The sequence below is a fragment of the Chryseobacterium sp. UF-290 genome, assembly GCF_058245615.1.
Window position 1 is genome coordinate 118550 of record NZ_JBSICB010000009.1, and the last position, 16895, is coordinate 135444.

General features: G+C 32.9%; 18 protein-coding genes. 6 read left to right on the forward strand and 12 right to left on the reverse strand.

The window, feature by feature from the left end; all coding sequences use genetic code 11:
• Positions 1 to 125: 125 nt before the first annotated feature.
• The 5 genes from AC4IF5_RS12410 to AC4IF5_RS12430 all read right to left on the reverse strand — a co-directional run bounded on the left by AC4IF5_RS12410 (position 126) and on the right by AC4IF5_RS12430 (position 4438).
• Entirely contained in the window at positions 126 to 1076 is a 951-nt protein-coding gene (locus AC4IF5_RS12410) for an ATP-grasp domain-containing protein (RefSeq protein WP_490734939.1), read from the reverse strand.
• A 29-nt stretch (positions 1077 to 1105) separates the two neighbouring features.
• Positions 1106 to 2053, reverse strand: coding sequence for a hypothetical protein (locus tag AC4IF5_RS12415; protein ID WP_490734941.1), 948 nt, complete (start codon positions 2051 to 2053; stop codon positions 1106 to 1108).
• Positions 2054 to 2068: 15 nt separating this feature from the next.
• Complete coding sequence (locus tag AC4IF5_RS12420; RefSeq protein WP_157837402.1) at positions 2069 to 2239, reverse strand: hypothetical protein; 171 nt, start codon at positions 2237 to 2239, stop codon at positions 2069 to 2071.
• A 12-nt stretch (positions 2240 to 2251) separates the two neighbouring features.
• Positions 2252 to 2446 carry a hypothetical protein gene (locus AC4IF5_RS12425; RefSeq protein WP_490734943.1) on the reverse strand — a complete coding sequence of 65 codons (195 nt, stop codon included), beginning with the start codon at positions 2444 to 2446 and terminating at the stop codon, positions 2252 to 2254.
• Between the two features lie 249 nt (positions 2447 to 2695).
• On the reverse strand, positions 2696 to 4438 hold the full coding sequence (locus AC4IF5_RS12430; protein ID WP_490734945.1) for a helix-turn-helix domain-containing protein: 1743 nt from the start codon (positions 4436 to 4438) through the stop codon (positions 2696 to 2698).
• 205 nt (positions 4439 to 4643) lie between these two features.
• Here AC4IF5_RS12430 and AC4IF5_RS12435 point away from each other — a divergent pair, with 205 nt between their 5' ends.
• The 4 genes from AC4IF5_RS12435 to AC4IF5_RS12450 are packed head-to-tail and all read left to right on the forward strand — an operon-like array spanning position 4644 to position 10102.
• Complete coding sequence (locus AC4IF5_RS12435; RefSeq protein ID WP_490734946.1) at positions 4644 to 4829, forward strand: hypothetical protein; 186 nt, start codon at positions 4644 to 4646, stop codon at positions 4827 to 4829.
• Positions 4830 to 4836: 7 nt separating this feature from the next.
• Entirely contained in the window at positions 4837 to 7032 is a 2196-nt protein-coding gene (locus AC4IF5_RS12440) for a prolyl oligopeptidase family serine peptidase (protein ID WP_490734948.1), read from the forward strand.
• On the forward strand, positions 7033 to 9270 hold the full coding sequence (locus tag AC4IF5_RS12445; RefSeq protein WP_490734950.1) for a lantibiotic dehydratase family protein: 2238 nt from the start codon (positions 7033 to 7035) through the stop codon (positions 9268 to 9270).
• Positions 9263 to 10102, forward strand: coding sequence for a thiopeptide-type bacteriocin biosynthesis protein (locus AC4IF5_RS12450; protein WP_490734952.1), 840 nt, complete (start codon positions 9263 to 9265; stop codon positions 10100 to 10102). The genes AC4IF5_RS12445 and AC4IF5_RS12450 overlap by 8 nt, the downstream gene beginning before the upstream one ends.
• Before the next feature lie 871 nt (positions 10103 to 10973).
• Here the strand turns inward: AC4IF5_RS12450 and AC4IF5_RS12455 are convergent.
• Together AC4IF5_RS12455 and AC4IF5_RS12460 are read right to left on the reverse strand one after the other, a co-directional pair.
• A complete protein-coding gene (locus AC4IF5_RS12455; protein WP_490734953.1) occupies positions 10974 to 11549 on the reverse strand; it encodes a hypothetical protein in 576 nt (191 codons plus the stop codon).
• 4 nt (positions 11550 to 11553) lie between these two features.
• Positions 11554 to 12192, reverse strand: a complete 639-nt coding sequence (locus tag AC4IF5_RS12460) for an LA_2272 family surface repeat-containing protein (protein WP_490734955.1) — start codon at positions 12190 to 12192, stop codon at positions 11554 to 11556.
• 105 nt (positions 12193 to 12297) lie between these two features.
• Here AC4IF5_RS12460 and AC4IF5_RS12465 point away from each other — a divergent pair, with 105 nt between their 5' ends.
• Complete coding sequence (locus tag AC4IF5_RS12465; protein WP_490734957.1) at positions 12298 to 13227, forward strand: helix-turn-helix domain-containing protein; 930 nt, start codon at positions 12298 to 12300, stop codon at positions 13225 to 13227.
• A gap of 23 nt (positions 13228 to 13250) precedes the next feature.
• Here the strand turns inward: AC4IF5_RS12465 and rimM are convergent, their stop codons facing one another.
• The 4 genes from rimM to AC4IF5_RS12485 all read right to left on the reverse strand — a co-directional run bounded on the left by rimM (position 13251) and on the right by AC4IF5_RS12485 (position 15620).
• Entirely contained in the window at positions 13251 to 13793 is a 543-nt protein-coding gene (gene rimM, locus AC4IF5_RS12470) for a ribosome maturation factor RimM (protein ID WP_490734959.1), read from the reverse strand.
• 14 nt (positions 13794 to 13807) lie between these two features.
• Positions 13808 to 14371: a 30S ribosomal protein S16 gene (locus AC4IF5_RS12475; protein ID WP_490734960.1), complete on the reverse strand. Its 564-nt coding sequence runs from the start codon at positions 14369 to 14371 to the stop codon at positions 13808 to 13810.
• A 186-nt stretch (positions 14372 to 14557) separates the two neighbouring features.
• The gene (locus AC4IF5_RS12480) at positions 14558 to 15067 is read right to left on the reverse strand and encodes a nitroreductase family protein (protein WP_490734962.1); all 510 of its coding nucleotides are present in this window, start codon (positions 15065 to 15067) and stop codon (positions 14558 to 14560) included.
• A 103-nt stretch (positions 15068 to 15170) separates the two neighbouring features.
• Positions 15171 to 15620, reverse strand: coding sequence for a hypothetical protein (locus AC4IF5_RS12485; RefSeq protein WP_490734963.1), 450 nt, complete (start codon positions 15618 to 15620; stop codon positions 15171 to 15173).
• 132 nt (positions 15621 to 15752) lie between these two features.
• On the opposite strand from AC4IF5_RS12485, the gene AC4IF5_RS12490 reads away from it, so the two are divergent.
• A complete protein-coding gene (locus AC4IF5_RS12490; RefSeq protein ID WP_490734965.1) occupies positions 15753 to 16112 on the forward strand; it encodes a DUF805 domain-containing protein in 360 nt (119 codons plus the stop codon).
• 118 nt (positions 16113 to 16230) lie between these two features.
• Here the strand turns inward: AC4IF5_RS12490 and AC4IF5_RS12495 are convergent, their stop codons facing one another.
• Complete coding sequence (locus AC4IF5_RS12495) at positions 16231 to 16755, reverse strand: SRPBCC family protein (protein ID WP_490734967.1); 525 nt, start codon at positions 16753 to 16755, stop codon at positions 16231 to 16233.
• Positions 16756 to 16895: the final 140 nt, after the last annotated feature.

Below are 16895 nucleotides of genomic sequence, written 5' to 3' on the forward strand. Positions count from 1 at the left end.
GGGAGATATTTTTATGATAGTTTAATGGAAGCACAGACTGGTTTCCATATTTTTTCACAGTAATTTTTTTTTGTTTAATGAGTATTTTTTCTGTTTCCTCATTATTTTTTGGAGTTTGATACTTTTTAACTGTTGCAAAGAGCAGACTTTTCTCTTTCATAAATAAATTCAAATATTTTGTTGTAAACATCAAAGTCCCCTAGAACCTCGATGATATCATATTGACCATGAGGGTTAATTTCTAAAAAATAATAGTTATTGGAATCATCAATAAGCAGATCTATAGAACCAAACGTAAGCCCCAATTCCCTCATAAGTACTATGATTTTTGATTGAATAGATGTATCCAGAACAAACGGCATATCAACATCAGAGCTTTTCAGGTGTTTGGCTACGGAAAAGATCCCCCCATCAATATACACACTGCGAACCTCAATTATATAATTAACAAGTACTTGTGATGTAGAAGGAAATAAAACCTCCTGGAAGTAATCCATACTTTTATCGTTCAGAACAATACTTTCATGTTGAAAATATTCCCCCCTTTGAGTCGTCCCCGATAAAAAATCATTGACACGTTTTGCTACAAAGGTTTTCTGAGCCCTCTCAGAGAAATATTTTTCAATATCACTTTTATGAGTTGTAATAATTGAATCAGGTATCCTAAACCCTATATTTTTTGCTATTTCATTTGTTTTCAGCTTATTCTCATTATCGTACGGAATAGATAAATGAGGTATTTTTTGTAATATAAAAGCGATAAATTCATTTATTTTGCGCCATTCTGAATTTAAGAACAATAACACTTCTTCTTTGCTGAATTCTTTAAAATCAGAATCATCAAAGTCCATGCATAAATTAAGGTTGGAGGATGAAGAGAATATACAACTGATTGAATCTAAAAAAATCCTTTTTTCATTTATAATCAAAACGGTAGGACTTTCGTGATTCTGTTCTATTGAAATAGAATAAATCTTTGTGGGATCTATAACTTCAAAACAAATATGGTGAGCTATAAATAAATCAAAAAGTTTGTAATTGGTAAAATTGTTTTCAGGATTAAAGATTAGAACCATCTGTGTTTAGCTTTTTACGGCAGATGATTTTAATCTAGTTCTAAATCATCGCCAATCATACATATTTTTTCCCGCCTTTCTTTCAGTTTATCCGGATCAATAACAGCTGGATAAATTTCTTTACGGTCATTACTTTTATAAATTCCATAAAATTGTTTGGAAATAATCCTCGGTAACTGTTGTTTCGAGTTTCCTGACAATTCTTTCGGGTTTCTTTTAAGAGCCTCTTTTAATGACTCATCTGTCGTTTTTTTGATATAATAATAATCATAAATTCTTGCAAAATGGTACGGACTAAGCTCCTGATTCTTTATAGCCTCTTTTAAATAAGGCATTAAAGTTTCAATTTGAGTCTGATTAAAATGAAGCAATGCTTGTGTAAAATCATAAGATATATCCACATGATATATATTTAGATCCTGACCACTTACCGAAATTCCGGGCCATTTTTTTACTTGATTAATAATGCCAATAAGCTTAGTGTAATTCTTATTATTAATCTCTTCCCTTTTCTTATTACTTGTCAGTAAAGATTGTGATTTTTTATCCTCATCGTGTATTTCATTAAGCAGCTTTGCGATGGCATTGTCCTTACTATACGGAACAATATTTTTCAGACTTTCTTTGATCCCGTTCTTACTAATGCAGGAAGGTACTTCATTCAGAATAGTATTAATATTCAATCCGTTTTTCAGCAGCATTTCAGAAACAGCTACAAAACGATCTTCTCTACAATTTTTCGCATACACTTTCAATGAAAAAAAGAGATCAACAGACAATGGTTTGCTGTTTGTTGACAACGCCTTCTGAATTAAAGAATCCAAAAGTACAAAGTCTGTTGATCCTTGATGATATTTTAGTTTAGCGCTGTTGAAATTCCCATAGTAAGGAGAACATGTAAAATCATCAGAAGTATCTTTTTGAGAATACAGCAACCCTACACTAAGGGTACAGAAAAATAAGATTATTTTTTTCATTTCAACAGCTATTTTTTAGCACTCTTGTACCTTTATCTTACGAAGAGAACCGTCGTTATTATCAATATAAGTAATAGAAAGACAAGTACCATCATCAGCAGTGCCTTGTACTACAGTTTTAGATCTGGCTCCCACTACTTTAGACATAGCCAGTGAATTTAATTGATTTTGCTTTAATTTTTCCATAATTAATGTTTTTTAATTTCCGTTGCTTTCTACGTATCTAATTTTTTGAACAATGGTACCATTATTTCTGTCAATGGTAGTAACTTCTGCACACACTGGTCCTCCCATATCAAGCATCTGAACGCTTTTTGATCTTGAACCATGAACCTGAGCATATTGATTTTTAGTTAACTCATGTCCTTTGAACTTTTCTAATCTGTTTGTCATTTCTGAATTTATTAGTTTAATACATACTCTTGTCATATAAGCCCTGACATGGGATTGCTGATCAGCAGTTTTTATATTTACTTTTTGTACTGTACACATACAAAAACATAAATTTTGTGTTTTTACCTGGAACAAAGATGCAGCAAGGTGAATGACTATACAAACGAATACTTTATAGATTCATGAAATTATATTTATAAATCCATGAATCCATAAAAACAAACAAATGAAAATCAGCTAATTAAAATATCAATTAGCTAATTTTTCAATTTCTTTAAGATAAATAGAAAGCGGGGTTCCGGTCCTTTTTTTGAAAGCCATAGTAAATGCCTGTTCATTATTATACCCTAACTCTTCTGCGATAAAAGGTATTTTATATGAGCGAAATTTTCGATCTGTTGCCAATCTGCTGATCGCATAATCAATGCGAAGATCATTGAGATAAGCAGCAAAATTTTTCTCTTTGTACGTATTAATAACCTCTGATAAATATTTAGAATTCGTCTTTAGTTTTTTTGCAAGACTGCTCAAAGTAATCCCTTTGGTCAAAAACTGCTCTTTACGTTCGAATGTGTCAAGCTCTTTTAATATGGTCTGAGCAATATCTTCAGAAATAGTCTTACTGGTTTTCTCTTCCGTGATTGCTATATTTTGTGGTAAAAGATCATCCGGTAATTCCTCTTTTTTTATCTCAGTCTCACTTTCAAGCTTATGTTCATGCACAGACTGAATCAGATCCTGAGCAATTTTTCTGTATTTTTTATCAGCATTTTTATACTTAAAATAAAAATTGATAAACAACAAAAGAACTACTATCAGAAAACCCAGAGCAATATAAAAGAACGTTCTTTTCTTTTTAAGCTCATCTGTAATAAGCTCTTTTTCCTGAAGTAGTTTAGGCGTGTCATATCGTCTTGGTAGCTCCCTGGATATATATCTGAATTGAGAATCCAATATATGATCAACCTTTAAAAACCTCTCAACAAAATATAATTGCTTCTCTTTATCTTTTGCCTCCTTATAATAATCAATGAGGTAGGTATAGACTTCTCTAAGTTCAGGAAAAACATAATTTGTTTTAAGAACCAAAGAGTCAATTTTAGTAAAATTTTCTATTGCTTTAGCTTTATTCTCTAACCCTGCATAAGCCTTTCCCAGATTTAAGAGCGTATAATTTTGATTTCTCTTACTTTGATCCTTCGTTGCAAAAAAATAATTTTTACACTGTAACAGGTCTTCTACTGCAATATTATATTTTTTTAACTTTAAATTATAAAATCCAAGTAGCCCAAGATTTTGATGATACCTGTAAATATCTTTATTTTTTTTAGAAGAAATCAGACCGTCCTGTATTAATGCATAGGCAGAATCCATATTATTAATTTCTATATAGGCATCTGCTAAATTTAATTTAAGATGTTCACGCTCACCTTCATCAAGATAATCAACATTGTACAAATAATATTTAAGGGTTTTAGCTGTTTCTGCATGTTTTCCGATAAAATTATTTAAATAGGCAATACTAATCTCTGCAATGGCAATCTGTCTTTTATTTTCTTTTGCTTTTGCATATTTTAAACCAAGCACATAATTATTTAATGCTGCCTGCAAATTATCAGCCTTAAAATATAAGTTCCCTCTTAATAAGTAGGTTCTGGCAGGATAATAATTTTCCTTGGAATTCTTTGTGATAACCTGTAAGCTATCAAGATATTTTAATGCATTCGGAAAAGTTTCATCATAATGCGACATTACATACCCTTCCGCAATTTGAGTAGTATTTTTTTCAGCTTTAGCTTTTTTCAGATAGTATTTTGCGATACTTATTTTACTGTTAACATCTCCTGTTCTACCATCATAGAATTCATTTTCCAATTCCTCATAAGTATAATTTTTTGAAATACCTTTTTCGATATTCTCAATATTCTTTGTTTGTGCATATAAGAGATTGCATATAATGCTAAACAGGAGAAACAATTTTATTTTCAACATTTGCCCCACATTTTTTACAAAAATATTGTTTATTTACTAAAAAAATACGAGACAGATAAAAATAAAATATTTCAGACACAATACACTGATAAAAAGCGAATTAAACACACAACCCCATCAATAAATTCATGAATTCATCAATACATTTCTCATAAAATCGAGATAATATTATTTTCTTTGTGAACTAATTTAAATTATTTCGAAAATGAAAAATAAAAATTTACCTGAAAAAAAATTATCTTTGAAAAAGTTACAAATGGCAAAAATTCATAATCTTCACAAAATACATGGTGGCCATGGTAAACAAAATCTGGATGGCTGTGCAAATGGTGACGATGGAAGTCTTGGCATTGATGACGGAATAGGTCAACCAAGACCTAAAACTAAATAGTCTTTACATGCAATATAAAATATTTATTACTATTTTTTCGAGTGTATTTTTAAGTGCCCAATCCAACAATTTATTTCAGCCAGTTCCTGTTACAGATAATCATTTTGGTATAAAAATAATTGATGATTACAGAAACTTAGAAAATCTACAAGACCCTAAAGTAATAAGCTGGATGAAATCTCAATCTGATTTCACCACCTCTGTATTAAACGCAATACCTAATAGAAACTATTATTTAAATAAAAGGTTAGAGTTTGATAAAAGAGAAGGCTATACTTTATCCGACCTAAAAATAACCGGAAATAATAAATATTTTTATTTGAAAAGAAATGTCGGAGAGAAAACGGCAAAAGTCTACTATAGAAATGGATTTGCTGGAAAGGAAATTCTGATTTTTGATCCGGCAAATTTTACTTCCTCCCAAAAAACGACAGATGCTTCTAAAAAAGACTTTGTTATTAACCTTGTAAGTCCAAGCTGGGATGGAAGCAAAGTAGCTATTTCATTGACTCAGGGAGGAAAAGAACTGTCGGAGGTCATTATAATGAATGTAGATAAAAAAAGTATCTATCCGCAAACTATTATCAATACCAACCCTGCCAATATTGGTGGTATTAAATGGTTGGATGACAATAATGGCTTTTTTTATGTTTATTATCCGGTTGTTGACTTACAATCACCGGATTTCAGAAAAAATACGCAGGCTATCCTTTATAAGATAGGAGAAGACCCTAAAGTACTGCATGATGTATTTTCAAGCACCAACAATCCCGATTTAAACATCAGTAAAACCGAATATCCTGCTATATTAACTTTCAATCCGGAAGATCAGTATTATATCGGAATCCTTGTGGATGCAGAAAAGTTCAGAAAGGCATTTTATATTGAAAAAAAGGACCTGTTACAGCACAAAAAGGATTGGAAGTTGCTGTATGATAAAGATAGTAAGGCATTTACAATAAGAGTATCAGGAAATGATATTTACTTTTTATCAGGATATAATTCTCCTAATTACAAATTGTGTAAAACCAATTTTACCAATAGAAACTTTAAGGAACCTGAAGTATTGGTTCCTGAAAAAAAAGATGAGGTCATCAATCAATATGCTCTTACAAAAGATGGTATTTACTATGTAACCACAAAAAACGGGGTAGAAGCCAAATTATATTTATATCGAAATGGTAAAGAGATTCCAATCCAATTACCATATGTATCAGGGAGTATAGATTTGCAATCAAAAGGAAAAGATTTCTCTGATGTATGGATAAGTTGTTCAGGATGGGCAAATGACGAGCAACGATTTAAGTATGATTTATCTACCAGAACCTTTACACAAGAAAACCTTCTGCCAATTATAGAATTTCCTGAATTTAAAGACATCATTGTAGAAGAACTTTCCATAAAGTCCTATGATGGAACAGAAGTACCACTTTCTTTAATCTACAATAAAAACAGTAAGAGAAACGGACAAAATCCATTACTTATGGACTGTTATGGTGCATTTGGAGAATCTGCAATACCTTTCTTTGCAAAAAGCTATCTGTTGTGGGTAAACCAGGGAGGTATCGTCGCTGTTCCACATGTAAGAGGAGGAGGAGAAAAAGGAGCTCAATGGCATATAGACGGCAAAAAAAATAAAAAACCTAATACCTGGAAAGATTTGATTGCCAGTGCTGAATATTTAATTGACAGGAAGTTTACCTCACCAGAAAAAATTGCTATCTGGGGAGCCAGTGCTGGGGGTATTGCCATAGGAAGGGCAATAACGGAAAGACCTGAATTATTTAAAGCAGCAGTAATAGAATCGGGAGTATTGAATACAACCCGATTTGAGAATAATGGTATTCAGGCAACCAGTATCAAAGAATATGGCAATCCAAATGATTCAATAGAGTTTAAGGGATTATTAGAAATGGATTCTTATCAGCATATTAAAAAAGGTAAAAAATACCCTGCTACGTTAGTTTGCGCCGGAATGAATGATCCGAGAGTTTCTCCGTGGCAGTCTACTAAGTTTGCAGCTAAGTTATTAGCTGACAATGTCTCCAAAAATCCTATCCTTTTAAACATTGATTATGAAGGAGGTCATGGTGGTGATATTCCTGTAGCTCAAAGATATTCTAATTTATCAGATATCTTCGCATTTATGTTTTGGCAGCTAGGTCATCCGGATTATCAACCTAAAAAAAATCCAGCAAAATAGATGTCTCGTTTCCCTTATCAGTTTTTTGATGAGTATGTTTTCCGTACTCCATTGTTTTCACGAAAAGACTTTCAGGAAATAACAGGTAAGGATGAGATCTTAAATACCGAATTAAAAACAATCTACTCTGATCCTATTTTTCAGGAAGCAATCTATCTGGCCTCACCCTATCTCCATGGGGAACTTAATAAATGGCTCAGCTCAGAAAAAGAATTGTTACCCCATAAAAATCAAAAACTTAAAAACAGCTTATTAAAATACTATAGCAGGATGAGCACCCGCTCAATTCCTTTTGGCTTATTTACTGAAGTTGGACTAGGGAAATTTGGATCTTCAGATTCTTCCTTAAAAAAAGATGAACTTATCAGCAACAATCTTATTAGGGATACTAAACTGGATATGCATTTCCTGTTTAGTTTATCGGGGCATTTCGTTAAAACATCTAAAATAAGAAATCGTTTGCTGTTTTACCCCAATAACAGCATCTATAAAATCAGAAACAGAATCCGGTATGTGGAATATGAATACACCAATGGAAAGAGGGACTATATTATTTCTTCGGCTCACCTTTCTGAAGAGTTACAGAGTATATTGTGCTTTTCAAAATCGGGTAAGACCATAAAGCAAATTTCAGAAATCCTGATCAATGAAGAAATCACGGAAAATGAGGCAAAGGACTTTGTTGAGGAACTTATAGACCATCAGATTCTGGTAAGTGAGCTAGAACCTGTTGTTTCAGGCCATGACTTTTTGGATCATATCATCGATATTTTGAGCCGAATAGAAGCAACTGATGAAGTAGCCACTCTAATTTCCATAAAAAATAAGCTGAATAAAGCAGATCAAAAAATTGGAAATTCCTTTTCTTTATATTCTGAAATTGAAAAGTCCATCCAATCATTCAACACCCAATACGATCAAAAATATCTGTTTCAAACCGACCTCTATTTTAAAGATAGATTCTCTTTAGCATCATATTGGAAAAAACAATTAAAAGAAGCAATCAGCTTTTTAAATAAAATCTCTTTATATCAACAAGATTCTTATCTGGAAAGATTTAAGAATGCCTTCCACAAAAGATTTGAAAAACAAGAAGTTTCTTTAGCTTATGTTCTAGATACCGAAATAGGAATTGGCTACAGACAAGATATTCCAGCCAAAGGATTACATCCTTATCTTGAAGATATAGAACCTTTTTTAGCTCAGGAAAAAAATAATCTCAAGATTGAACTTAATCCGTTTCAGCAGATTTTAAATAAAAAAATTCAGGAAGCTTTATTAGACAATGCGCATAAAATAGAATTATGCCATGATGATCTTGAAGATTTTAAAGAAAACTGGAGTGATCTTCCTGACACTATCTCTTTTGTAGCTGAGATTATTTCGGAAAATAATCAGGAAAAACTTTTTTTTAATGGCGGACTCGGAAGCAGCGCTGCCAATCTTCTAGCCAGATTTTGCTCAGAAAAGTCGGAAGTACAAAACTTAACAAAAAAAATTACAAAAAAAGAAGAAAAGCTCAATATAGACTATGTATTAGCAGAAGTTATTCATTTACCGGAAGCAAGAATAGGAAATGTAATCAGAAGACCTACACTACGCCAATATGAAATCCCTTTTCTCGCACAGTCTGTTTTACCGGAAGAATATCAGATTCCTTTGGAGGATTTATACATCTCTCTACTAAATGATAAAATTATTTTAAGGTCTAAAAAGCTCAACAAAGAAGTTAAGCCTTATTTAACGAACTCTCACAATTACTCCTCTAACCCTTTACCTGCCTATCATTTTTTATGTGATCTGCATTCCCAAAACATAAGATCAAATTTTTATTTTGACTGGGGAGATCTGAAAAAAATATATCAATTTTTACCACGCGTTGAATATAAAAATATAGTCCTCTCAAAAGCATCCTGGAAAATTACAGAAAAAGAGATGGCTCAATCTTCTATATTCAAATATTATGAAACAGAAAATAAGGGAGAGCTATTATCAGAAATAAGAAGCTGGAGAAATAAAAGACAAATCCCACAATGGATACAATGGGTACAATCTGATAATAAACTTACCATTAATCTTGAAAATTACGACCTGGTAAAAATCTTTATCGATACGATCAAAAAACTGAACACAATAGTCATTGAAGAATTTCTCTATAATGAAAATAATGATTTTATGCATCAGTTTATTTTTTCAATGTATAATGACAAAAATACAAGACCAGAAAATCATGATTGAAAGAAAATTTGCTCCCGGAGATAAATGGCTATATCTAAAAATCTATACAGGAGTAAAAACTGCTGATATTATTCTGGAAGAAACGATACAGCCTTTAACAGAATATTTTCGTCAACAACAGTCTATTTCAAGATGGTTTTTCATTCGGTACAATGATCCTAACCCTCACCTAAGGATAAGATTTGAAATCAACAACAATGAGGTGTTTGATAAAACCAACAAAGCATTACAGCAGTATGTAGACAGTGGGGAAATCTCAAATATTTTAATAGACTCTTATCAGAGAGAAATAGAAAGATATGGGCAAAATACCATTGAGGATATAGAAACATTATTTTGCATTAATAGTGAATTTACATTAGAGTGCCTCTCCTATGACGATGAAGAAAAAATTATGATCACGATGTTCTATATTGATCAAATCTTCAATAAAATTCATTTCTCTGTACAGGAAAAATTGTCCTGGATTAAAGATTTCAATATTCATTTCAAAAAAGAATTCAGAGCTGATAAGCATCTTAATTCACAATTAGATAAAAAATACCGGGGTTTTAAACCAATATTTTCGGATTTTATGCAATCAGAAGATTTTTCAGAAGAAAGAAATACGATTATTTCTTATATTGAAGAATCCGATCATGCTTTGCAGCATATCATCCACCACAATAAAAATCAATCGTTGAATATATCTTTAGAGAACTTATTTCAAAGTATATTTCATATGAATATCAACAGAATTTTTATTTCAAATCAAAGATTGTTTGAAATGATAATATATGATTATTTATTTAGATATTATAAATCGCTGGCATTTTCATCCGTTGATGAATAAAACTTCCGCATAAAATAATACTGACAATATTACAAAAATGCAGCATAACCTGATTGTTATACTGCATTTAAATCACTTATCTAAGTATTGTACTTTTTCAGAAAATCACCTTCTTATTCTATCCTCCTAATCTTCATTCTAAGGTATAATTCTATGGCTCTATATACTTTTCTGAATTTTGAAAAATCCGTTTTGATCTGCACTCAACATATTGCTTTTATCACTTTAAGAAAGAATAGATTTACTTATTCTTAGGTTTCATCATTTCTGATGTATGAAAATAGTTATTAGTTTTTAAGTGATAATTTCAAATATTAGTTTTGTCTTATTCAATCATCATATGAATATTTCTACAGACCTTTCTAATGGGTTCAATTTTTTCTCCATTACTAGATTATGATTTTTAATGATCAATACATTTTATACCTAACTTTTTAAATAATTGCTTTCATATTTTTCTTTTTTGCTGAACATTAGTTTTACTTCCTCATCTTAGTATAGTCCATCTACAACAAGATGATAAATTTTGTGTTTCTACCTTGAAGCAAAGATGCAGTAAGAAGAAGACATCTGCAAATGAATGTTCTATAGATTCATAAATTTATAGATGTATATTTTTCATTTAACAAAATATAAAAAACTAATAGTAAACATATTATACAATAACACACCCCAGTTTTAATTGATATCGAAATCAGAAAACCCGCATAATTAAAGCAGTATACCGCTTAGTTATTTCAATTTTAATTAAAGAAAATCGTTTTTTCTTTCCTTATATTCCATACAAACAGCTTGGACCATCATACTGCCATTTAGGAAGAAAAAAAATAATAAGAATAACATCTGTTTTCATGACACATTCTTTTACTTTCTAATGGATTCTTTTATATTTTTCCGCATAGTTGATTGTATATCCGGACCAGAAGAAAAATAGGAACGCTCCATTGTTATCATAGTAATCCTGAATCAATAAATTATGATCCTTCGTTACCCCTATTCTTGACTGGAAGTTCTGACATCCTCCAAACAAATAAGGAATCTTATCACAGTGCGAAGTAAAATTATTAAGCAGAAGTAACCCTTTTTTCAACTGAGCGTTATATTTAAAAGTATATTTAACGGTGCTATCTTTTAAAAATATAAATTGTACTTCATATGCTTTAGCTTTGCCTAATGGAGCAGATTTTACAATAAACCGATCACAATCATTAATCATAGAACCTTGCACATTTAACATTTTTCCTATATTTCCTGCTTCATCATATTTTTCATTGTTATTCTTAATATGCTCATACCCTTTAAACTCATATTCACCGTCGATCATTTGCATATTTTCTTTTTTCATCTCCGAGAGATCATCCTGAATCATTTTTCTGCTGAAACTAACACATGAATTCAAACTCAATACTATTGTTGTAAGTACAACTATCAAAAACTTTCTTTTCATAGCACTATTTTTTCTGTTTTTTAAAATTCCAGTTGATCAAAGGGAGTTTTCTCTTCTCATTCTCATTCCACATTCCTATTTGTATTCCTCTGAAATTGCTGCACTTATTATACAATCCGATCTGTACTCCCCTGCATTTTTGTCCTACATTGGCCAGCGGTGCCACGGAAGCTCCTTTTATTTCATGATGCAGATTAAAAAACGGTGAAACGGAAACTCCATTGGTCACAGTGTACGTACTGATATTGCTTGAAATATTAACCTCCAGACCATTCGTAACTGTGGGCTCCATATTGATCAATGACAGCTGCATTCCATTGATCCTGTTCATTTTTTCTCTGGAAATAATTTCATAGCTATGGTCAAGATTCCAATCCTTTACAGATGGTAAGCTAAAAAGCAGAAGCGGTGGAAGAAAAACGCCTATAAAATTGAAGCCCATTCCTAATCCATTTACTTTTTTGGGGGTAAAATCCTCTTCTTCATCATAATATTTAAACAAAACTCCGTTGACATTTCTGACATTCTTCGCGGGAGATGCCGCTATAAACCTGGGCTTCAAAGAATCTGCTTTTAAACTGTCTGATGCATACAGCAAGCTATTGAGTAAAAGAACTGCTGTTAGTAAGATTCGTGTTTTCATAACTCATTATTTTAAAATTACATTTCAAAATTATCAGCAGAAAGCCCAGTGATGAATGTGAAAAAAAATTAAAAAAAATACTACATTTGTGAAAATCGCAAAATCATGCATCAGGAAGCTTTACTGAAGGAAATCCGAAGAAAGATCGGCGAAAGATCTTTAAATGATGAGATCGCTAATATTCTAAACATTAGCTATGATGCCGCTCACAGAAGAACTTCACTGAAAGCCAAATTCAGTTTTGAAGAGGCCCTGGAACTCGCAAAATATTACCAGATCTCTCTGGATCAGTTTCTGGGAACAGAAAATCAGTTGGTAGTGAAAAGAACGCAACCCGTAAAAACAACGGAAGATCTTTTACATTACTTTGAAAGTTCACTTAAGATTCTGAACGTCTTTCAGGACATTACCAATTCCAGGGTATTTTATTCAGCGAAAGACATTCCGTTTTTCTACACCATTTCAGATTCAATCCTCTCCCGCTTCAAGTTCTATGTATGGATGAACTTATTGAATCAGGATAAATTTTTGAGTCCGTTCCATGAGTTTAATTTAGAATACCACTCTGTAAAAAATGAGATGCTTAAAGACCTGTATGACAAGCAAAATGTTACAGAAATATGGAATGATACTACCATTATGAGCGCCTTGAGGCAGATCTCATTTTATTATGAAATGGGCTTGCTAAAAAATCATGACGCTGATCTGATCCTTGAAGATCTGAAAAAGCTGTTGGAAGAGCTTGAAAATAAAACATTGGAAAAAAACAATTTTCAGATTTACGTCAATGATCTGGTGATCCTGAATAACAGTATTTTATTCAAAAACGGACAGCAGTGCTCTTTCTTCGTTCCGTTCAGCATGTTCGGATATATGATGACCAATGATAAAATGACCTGTGAAGATTCTCTCAGCTACTTTGAGCATCAGATCAAAAATTCAAGATCGCTGAATGAATCCGGAAACCGGGAAAGAAAAATCTTTTTTAATAAGATGTATGTACAGATTGAAGAAGTAAGGAAGAAGATGATCTAAGAGGCAAAATTGCTTATTGCAAATTATTCATCTTTTTTTGATGGAACCAGGAATACGTCCATCAGGCCTTCCGGCAGCTGCATTTTAATGAATCGTTCTTCTCTGTTGACTTCCAGTATCCAGTCTTTGATGAGAGGAATAACGATTTCTCTTCCTTCAAATCCTAAAATGAAATAATTCTGAGCAGTCTGATCGTTTACCGATCGGATAACTCCACAGTCGTTATCATTTTCATCAAAGATATTGTATCCGATGATTTCGTGATAGTAGAATTGTTTTCCGGAAAGTTTAGGCAAAGTAGCAAGCGGAAGGTAAACACTTTTACCCAAAACCTGATCTACCATAGCCTCAGAAGAATTTTTAAATGCGATATTCAGAGCGTCTGATTTGCTCCATGATGATTTTTCAATAAAAAATGGAACCAATAATCCGTTGATTTCAACGAATATTGATTCCAATTTATTGTAAAGTTCGGGCTGATCGGTATCCAGTTTAAGGATAACGTTTCCCGCAAGTCCGTGTCTGCGTGTGATTTTACCTAAAAAATAGCAATCTTCTTTACGCATAACAGGGGTTGTTCTTAAGCTTCAGTGTTTTCTTCAGTTTCAGCAGCAGGAGCTTCTCCTTCTGTAGCTTCAGCAACTTCTTCAGCAGGTGCGTTTGCAGCTTCCTCAGCAGCTTTAGCATCAGCTTCAGCCTGAGCAGCAGCAGCGATTCTAGCTTCGTTTACTTTTGCTTCAGCTTCTAAAGCAGCTTTTTTAGCATCAGCCTGTGCTTTTGATAAACCTTCTACTTTACCTTGTACTTTCGCATCCTTAGCTTCTACCCAAGCATTGAATCTTTTTTCAGCTTCAGCTTCGTCAAAAGCACCTTTAGCTACACCACCTTGTAAGTGTTTTTTGTAAAGGGCACCTTTGTAAGAAAGGATAGCTCTGGCAGTATCAGTAGGCTGAGCACCGTTGTTTAACCACTGTACAGCAGAATCAACGTTCAATTCGATAGTTGCCGGGTTAGTAATTGGGTTGTAAGTTCCTAGTTTTTCGATGAATCTACCATCTCTTCTAGCTCTAGAATCTGCAACCACGATGTGGAAGAAAGGTTTTCCTTTTTTACCGTGTCTTTGTAATCTGATTTTTACTGACATAATGTTTGAATTTTATGGGAACTCGTCCCAGTTAAATATTTAAGAGTGCAAAGATAAATAAAATTTTCAATCTAACAATTTAAAAATATAAGAATTTACCAATCAATATACAGCAGTACTTTTTGCCCTTCTGATAAAAAAGCCTTTGGTAAATTGCTAAACTGTTAAATTGTTAGATTGAATTAATTAAATATTCCCCATATAGAAAAGCCCTAAACACTTCTGGTTTTCCTCAATTGTCAGAGATTCTTTCAGATGATCTACAATTTTAGGAGAGCTCCAGTAGCAGCCGATATTGTTTGCGGTGCACGTAAGATACATATTCTGTACCGCCATTGAAGTGGCAGCGATCTCTTCCCACTCAGGGACCATTCCGCTGAAATTGACAACAATGGATACAATAACATCTGCTTTATTGATTTTAAAGCCTATATCATTGTATTTTTTCTCCAGAAAAAGCTGTTCAGGCTGAGTCGCTTTGTAGATAGCCTGCATTTCTGAAGCCAGCTTTGCCTTTTCTTCACCTTTGAATATCTTGAAACGCCAGGGTTTGGTACGTTTATGATTGGGAGCCAAAGTCGCTGAATGTAAAATTTCATCAATAATTTCCTGGGAAATTTCGGCGTCTGTATAATCTTTCGGGAAAATACTTCTTCTTTGCTCTATGATCTCTTTTAAAACTTCTGCTTTATTCATACCTGCAAATTTACAACATGAAATCCAATCTGTTTCATTTAAAACGTTAAGTACTGATCATAAGCTTACGATTTTTATAAGCTTTGGAATTACTTACCATAAATTACAGCACCTCCACAATCTTCTGATGAATCTTATTCAATGTAAACTCATCTCCGGATTTCATTCCCATCATTTTTTTGGCCATGGGACTTTCAGGAGAGATGGCATAGAACCGGTCCCCCTCAAAAAAGAATTCTCCCAGTGAAACGGAAATATAAAAACGGGCCTTATTGGTAATAACCAGTGCCCCCAGCTGAACCCGTTCAGTAGATGTATTAAGGACCTTTGCCATATTCCTTTTAAGGTCATTCAAAGCGCCAAGCTGTCGCTGCATCTGGTAAATTTCTTCCTGCATCTCTTCCCTCATGCTGTCATATTTTGGAGTCTTTTTTATGTCACGGCTGGCCTCCAGAGTAAATTCTATAAAGTTTTTAAGCTTCTCAATTTTCTCTGCAATGGTAGTTTTTACAAAGTCTCTGATATCACTTTTTTCAAATACAGTCTTCTCCATACAATCGATTCTTTATATAAAGATAATATTTTTAGAATAATATTTCTTTGACTTAACATAAAATAACTCTTTAAAATCTTCCATTATTTTAAAAAAAATATTTCTAGATTTGTCTTTTTAAAACTAAAAACCATGTTTAAAGCACCATTTTCATTTGATGGGAGAATCAGAAGAACAGAATATGGATTATCATACCTTATATATCTGGTATTTTCTGTGCCTTTCAATATTTATTTCCAAAGCAACGAACCGTCAGGAACCGTTGTGATACTTTTCTTTATTTTACTTATCCCATTTCTTTGGTTCATTCTGGCACAAGGTGCGAAAAGATGCCATGACAGAGGAAACTCCGGCTGGTTTCAGCTCATCCCTTTTTATGGATTATGGATGTTATTTGCAGACAGCGATCACGGGCCAAACGAATACGGACCTAATCCTAAAGGAGAAGGAAACTATAATTCGATCAACGAGATTGGTAAAAAAGAACTTTAATCAATAAATAAGAGGCTGTCTCAAAAGGTAAACCAACGCTCTGAGAATTCCTTAAATGACAAAAGTTGTCAGACAGGAGTCCGAGAGAGGGTGGACTTTTGAGACAGCCTCTTCCAATTTATTTTTCTGACAATCTCTTCAGGTCTTCCAGTCCCTGACCAAACATTTTATCCATATTACTATCCATCATAGGCTTCATGATCTTCATGAAAGTGGTTAGTTCATTATCGATCATCCAGGTTACTTTTGTTCCGCTTCCTTCAGGTGTCAGTACAATATTACTTTTAGCAGTTCCTTCGAAAGGCTTTATAAAATGAAGCTGGGTACCCAGTTTTGCATTCGGTACAATCTCAGTGATAGATTGCTCTCCTTCGCTGTCATCTCCTTTCCAATGATAAGAATCTCCTATGGTATGACCTTCGCCGGAATAGGTAACAGAAAAGTTTTTGATTTCTTTAGAAAAGGGATCCCAGGTATTGTATCCTTTTAAAGAACCAGCATACTGCCACACTTTTTCTTTGGGAGCATTGATCACAACAGATTTTTCATAATGATAATCTTTACTGAAAGCCAGCATAGCGATTACCGCATATATCACCACCAACAGAATGATGATACCGATGAATTTTAAGAGTGTTTTCATAGTCTATTTTATTTAAGGTTATTTTGTTGTAAAAGATGCATGAATCTGTCCTCAAAATTAAATATTCCGGCATTACTCCCACTTTCCATATGACAAGATTATTTAAAGATAAGGTATTTTTGTCATACCTTGATATTCGG

Excerpts from the sequence above, each read along its gene's own strand:
- AC4IF5_RS12420 (WP_157837402.1), bottom strand. The coding sequence starts at position 2,239 with ATGGAAAAATTAAAGCAAAATCAATTAAATTCACTGGCTATGTCTAAA.
- AC4IF5_RS12485 (WP_490734963.1), bottom strand. The coding sequence starts at position 15,620 with ATGGAGAAGACTGTATTTGAAAAAAGTGATATCAGAGACTTTGTAAAA.
- rimM (WP_490734959.1), bottom strand. The coding sequence starts at position 13,793 with ATGCGTAAAGAAGATTGCTATTTTTTAGGTAAAATCACACGCAGACAC.
- AC4IF5_RS12445 (WP_490734950.1), top strand. The coding sequence starts at position 7,033 with ATGTCTCGTTTCCCTTATCAGTTTTTTGATGAGTATGTTTTCCGTACT.
- AC4IF5_RS12460 (WP_490734955.1), bottom strand. The coding sequence starts at position 12,192 with ATGAAAACACGAATCTTACTAACAGCAGTTCTTTTACTCAATAGCTTG.
- AC4IF5_RS12440 (WP_490734948.1), top strand. The coding sequence starts at position 4,837 with ATGCAATATAAAATATTTATTACTATTTTTTCGAGTGTATTTTTAAGT.
- AC4IF5_RS12455 (WP_490734953.1), bottom strand. The coding sequence starts at position 11,549 with ATGAAAAGAAAGTTTTTGATAGTTGTACTTACAACAATAGTATTGAGT.
- AC4IF5_RS12490 (WP_490734965.1), top strand. The coding sequence starts at position 15,753 with ATGTTTAAAGCACCATTTTCATTTGATGGGAGAATCAGAAGAACAGAA.
- AC4IF5_RS12480 (WP_490734962.1), bottom strand. The coding sequence starts at position 15,067 with ATGAATAAAGCAGAAGTTTTAAAAGAGATCATAGAGCAAAGAAGAAGT.
- AC4IF5_RS12435 (WP_490734946.1), top strand. The coding sequence starts at position 4,644 with ATGAAAAATAAAAATTTACCTGAAAAAAAATTATCTTTGAAAAAGTTA.
- AC4IF5_RS12495 (WP_490734967.1), bottom strand. The coding sequence starts at position 16,755 with ATGAAAACACTCTTAAAATTCATCGGTATCATCATTCTGTTGGTGGTG.
- AC4IF5_RS12430 (WP_490734945.1), bottom strand. The coding sequence starts at position 4,438 with ATGTTGAAAATAAAATTGTTTCTCCTGTTTAGCATTATATGCAATCTC.
- AC4IF5_RS12450 (WP_490734952.1), top strand. The coding sequence starts at position 9,263 with ATGATTGAAAGAAAATTTGCTCCCGGAGATAAATGGCTATATCTAAAA.
- AC4IF5_RS12425 (WP_490734943.1), bottom strand. The coding sequence starts at position 2,446 with ATGACAAACAGATTAGAAAAGTTCAAAGGACATGAGTTAACTAAAAAT.
- AC4IF5_RS12410 (WP_490734939.1), bottom strand. The coding sequence starts at position 1,076 with ATGGTTCTAATCTTTAATCCTGAAAACAATTTTACCAATTACAAACTT.
- AC4IF5_RS12465 (WP_490734957.1), top strand. The coding sequence starts at position 12,298 with ATGCATCAGGAAGCTTTACTGAAGGAAATCCGAAGAAAGATCGGCGAA.
- AC4IF5_RS12415 (WP_490734941.1), bottom strand. The coding sequence starts at position 2,053 with ATGAAAAAAATAATCTTATTTTTCTGTACCCTTAGTGTAGGGTTGCTG.
- AC4IF5_RS12475 (WP_490734960.1), bottom strand. The coding sequence starts at position 14,371 with ATGTCAGTAAAAATCAGATTACAAAGACACGGTAAAAAAGGAAAACCT.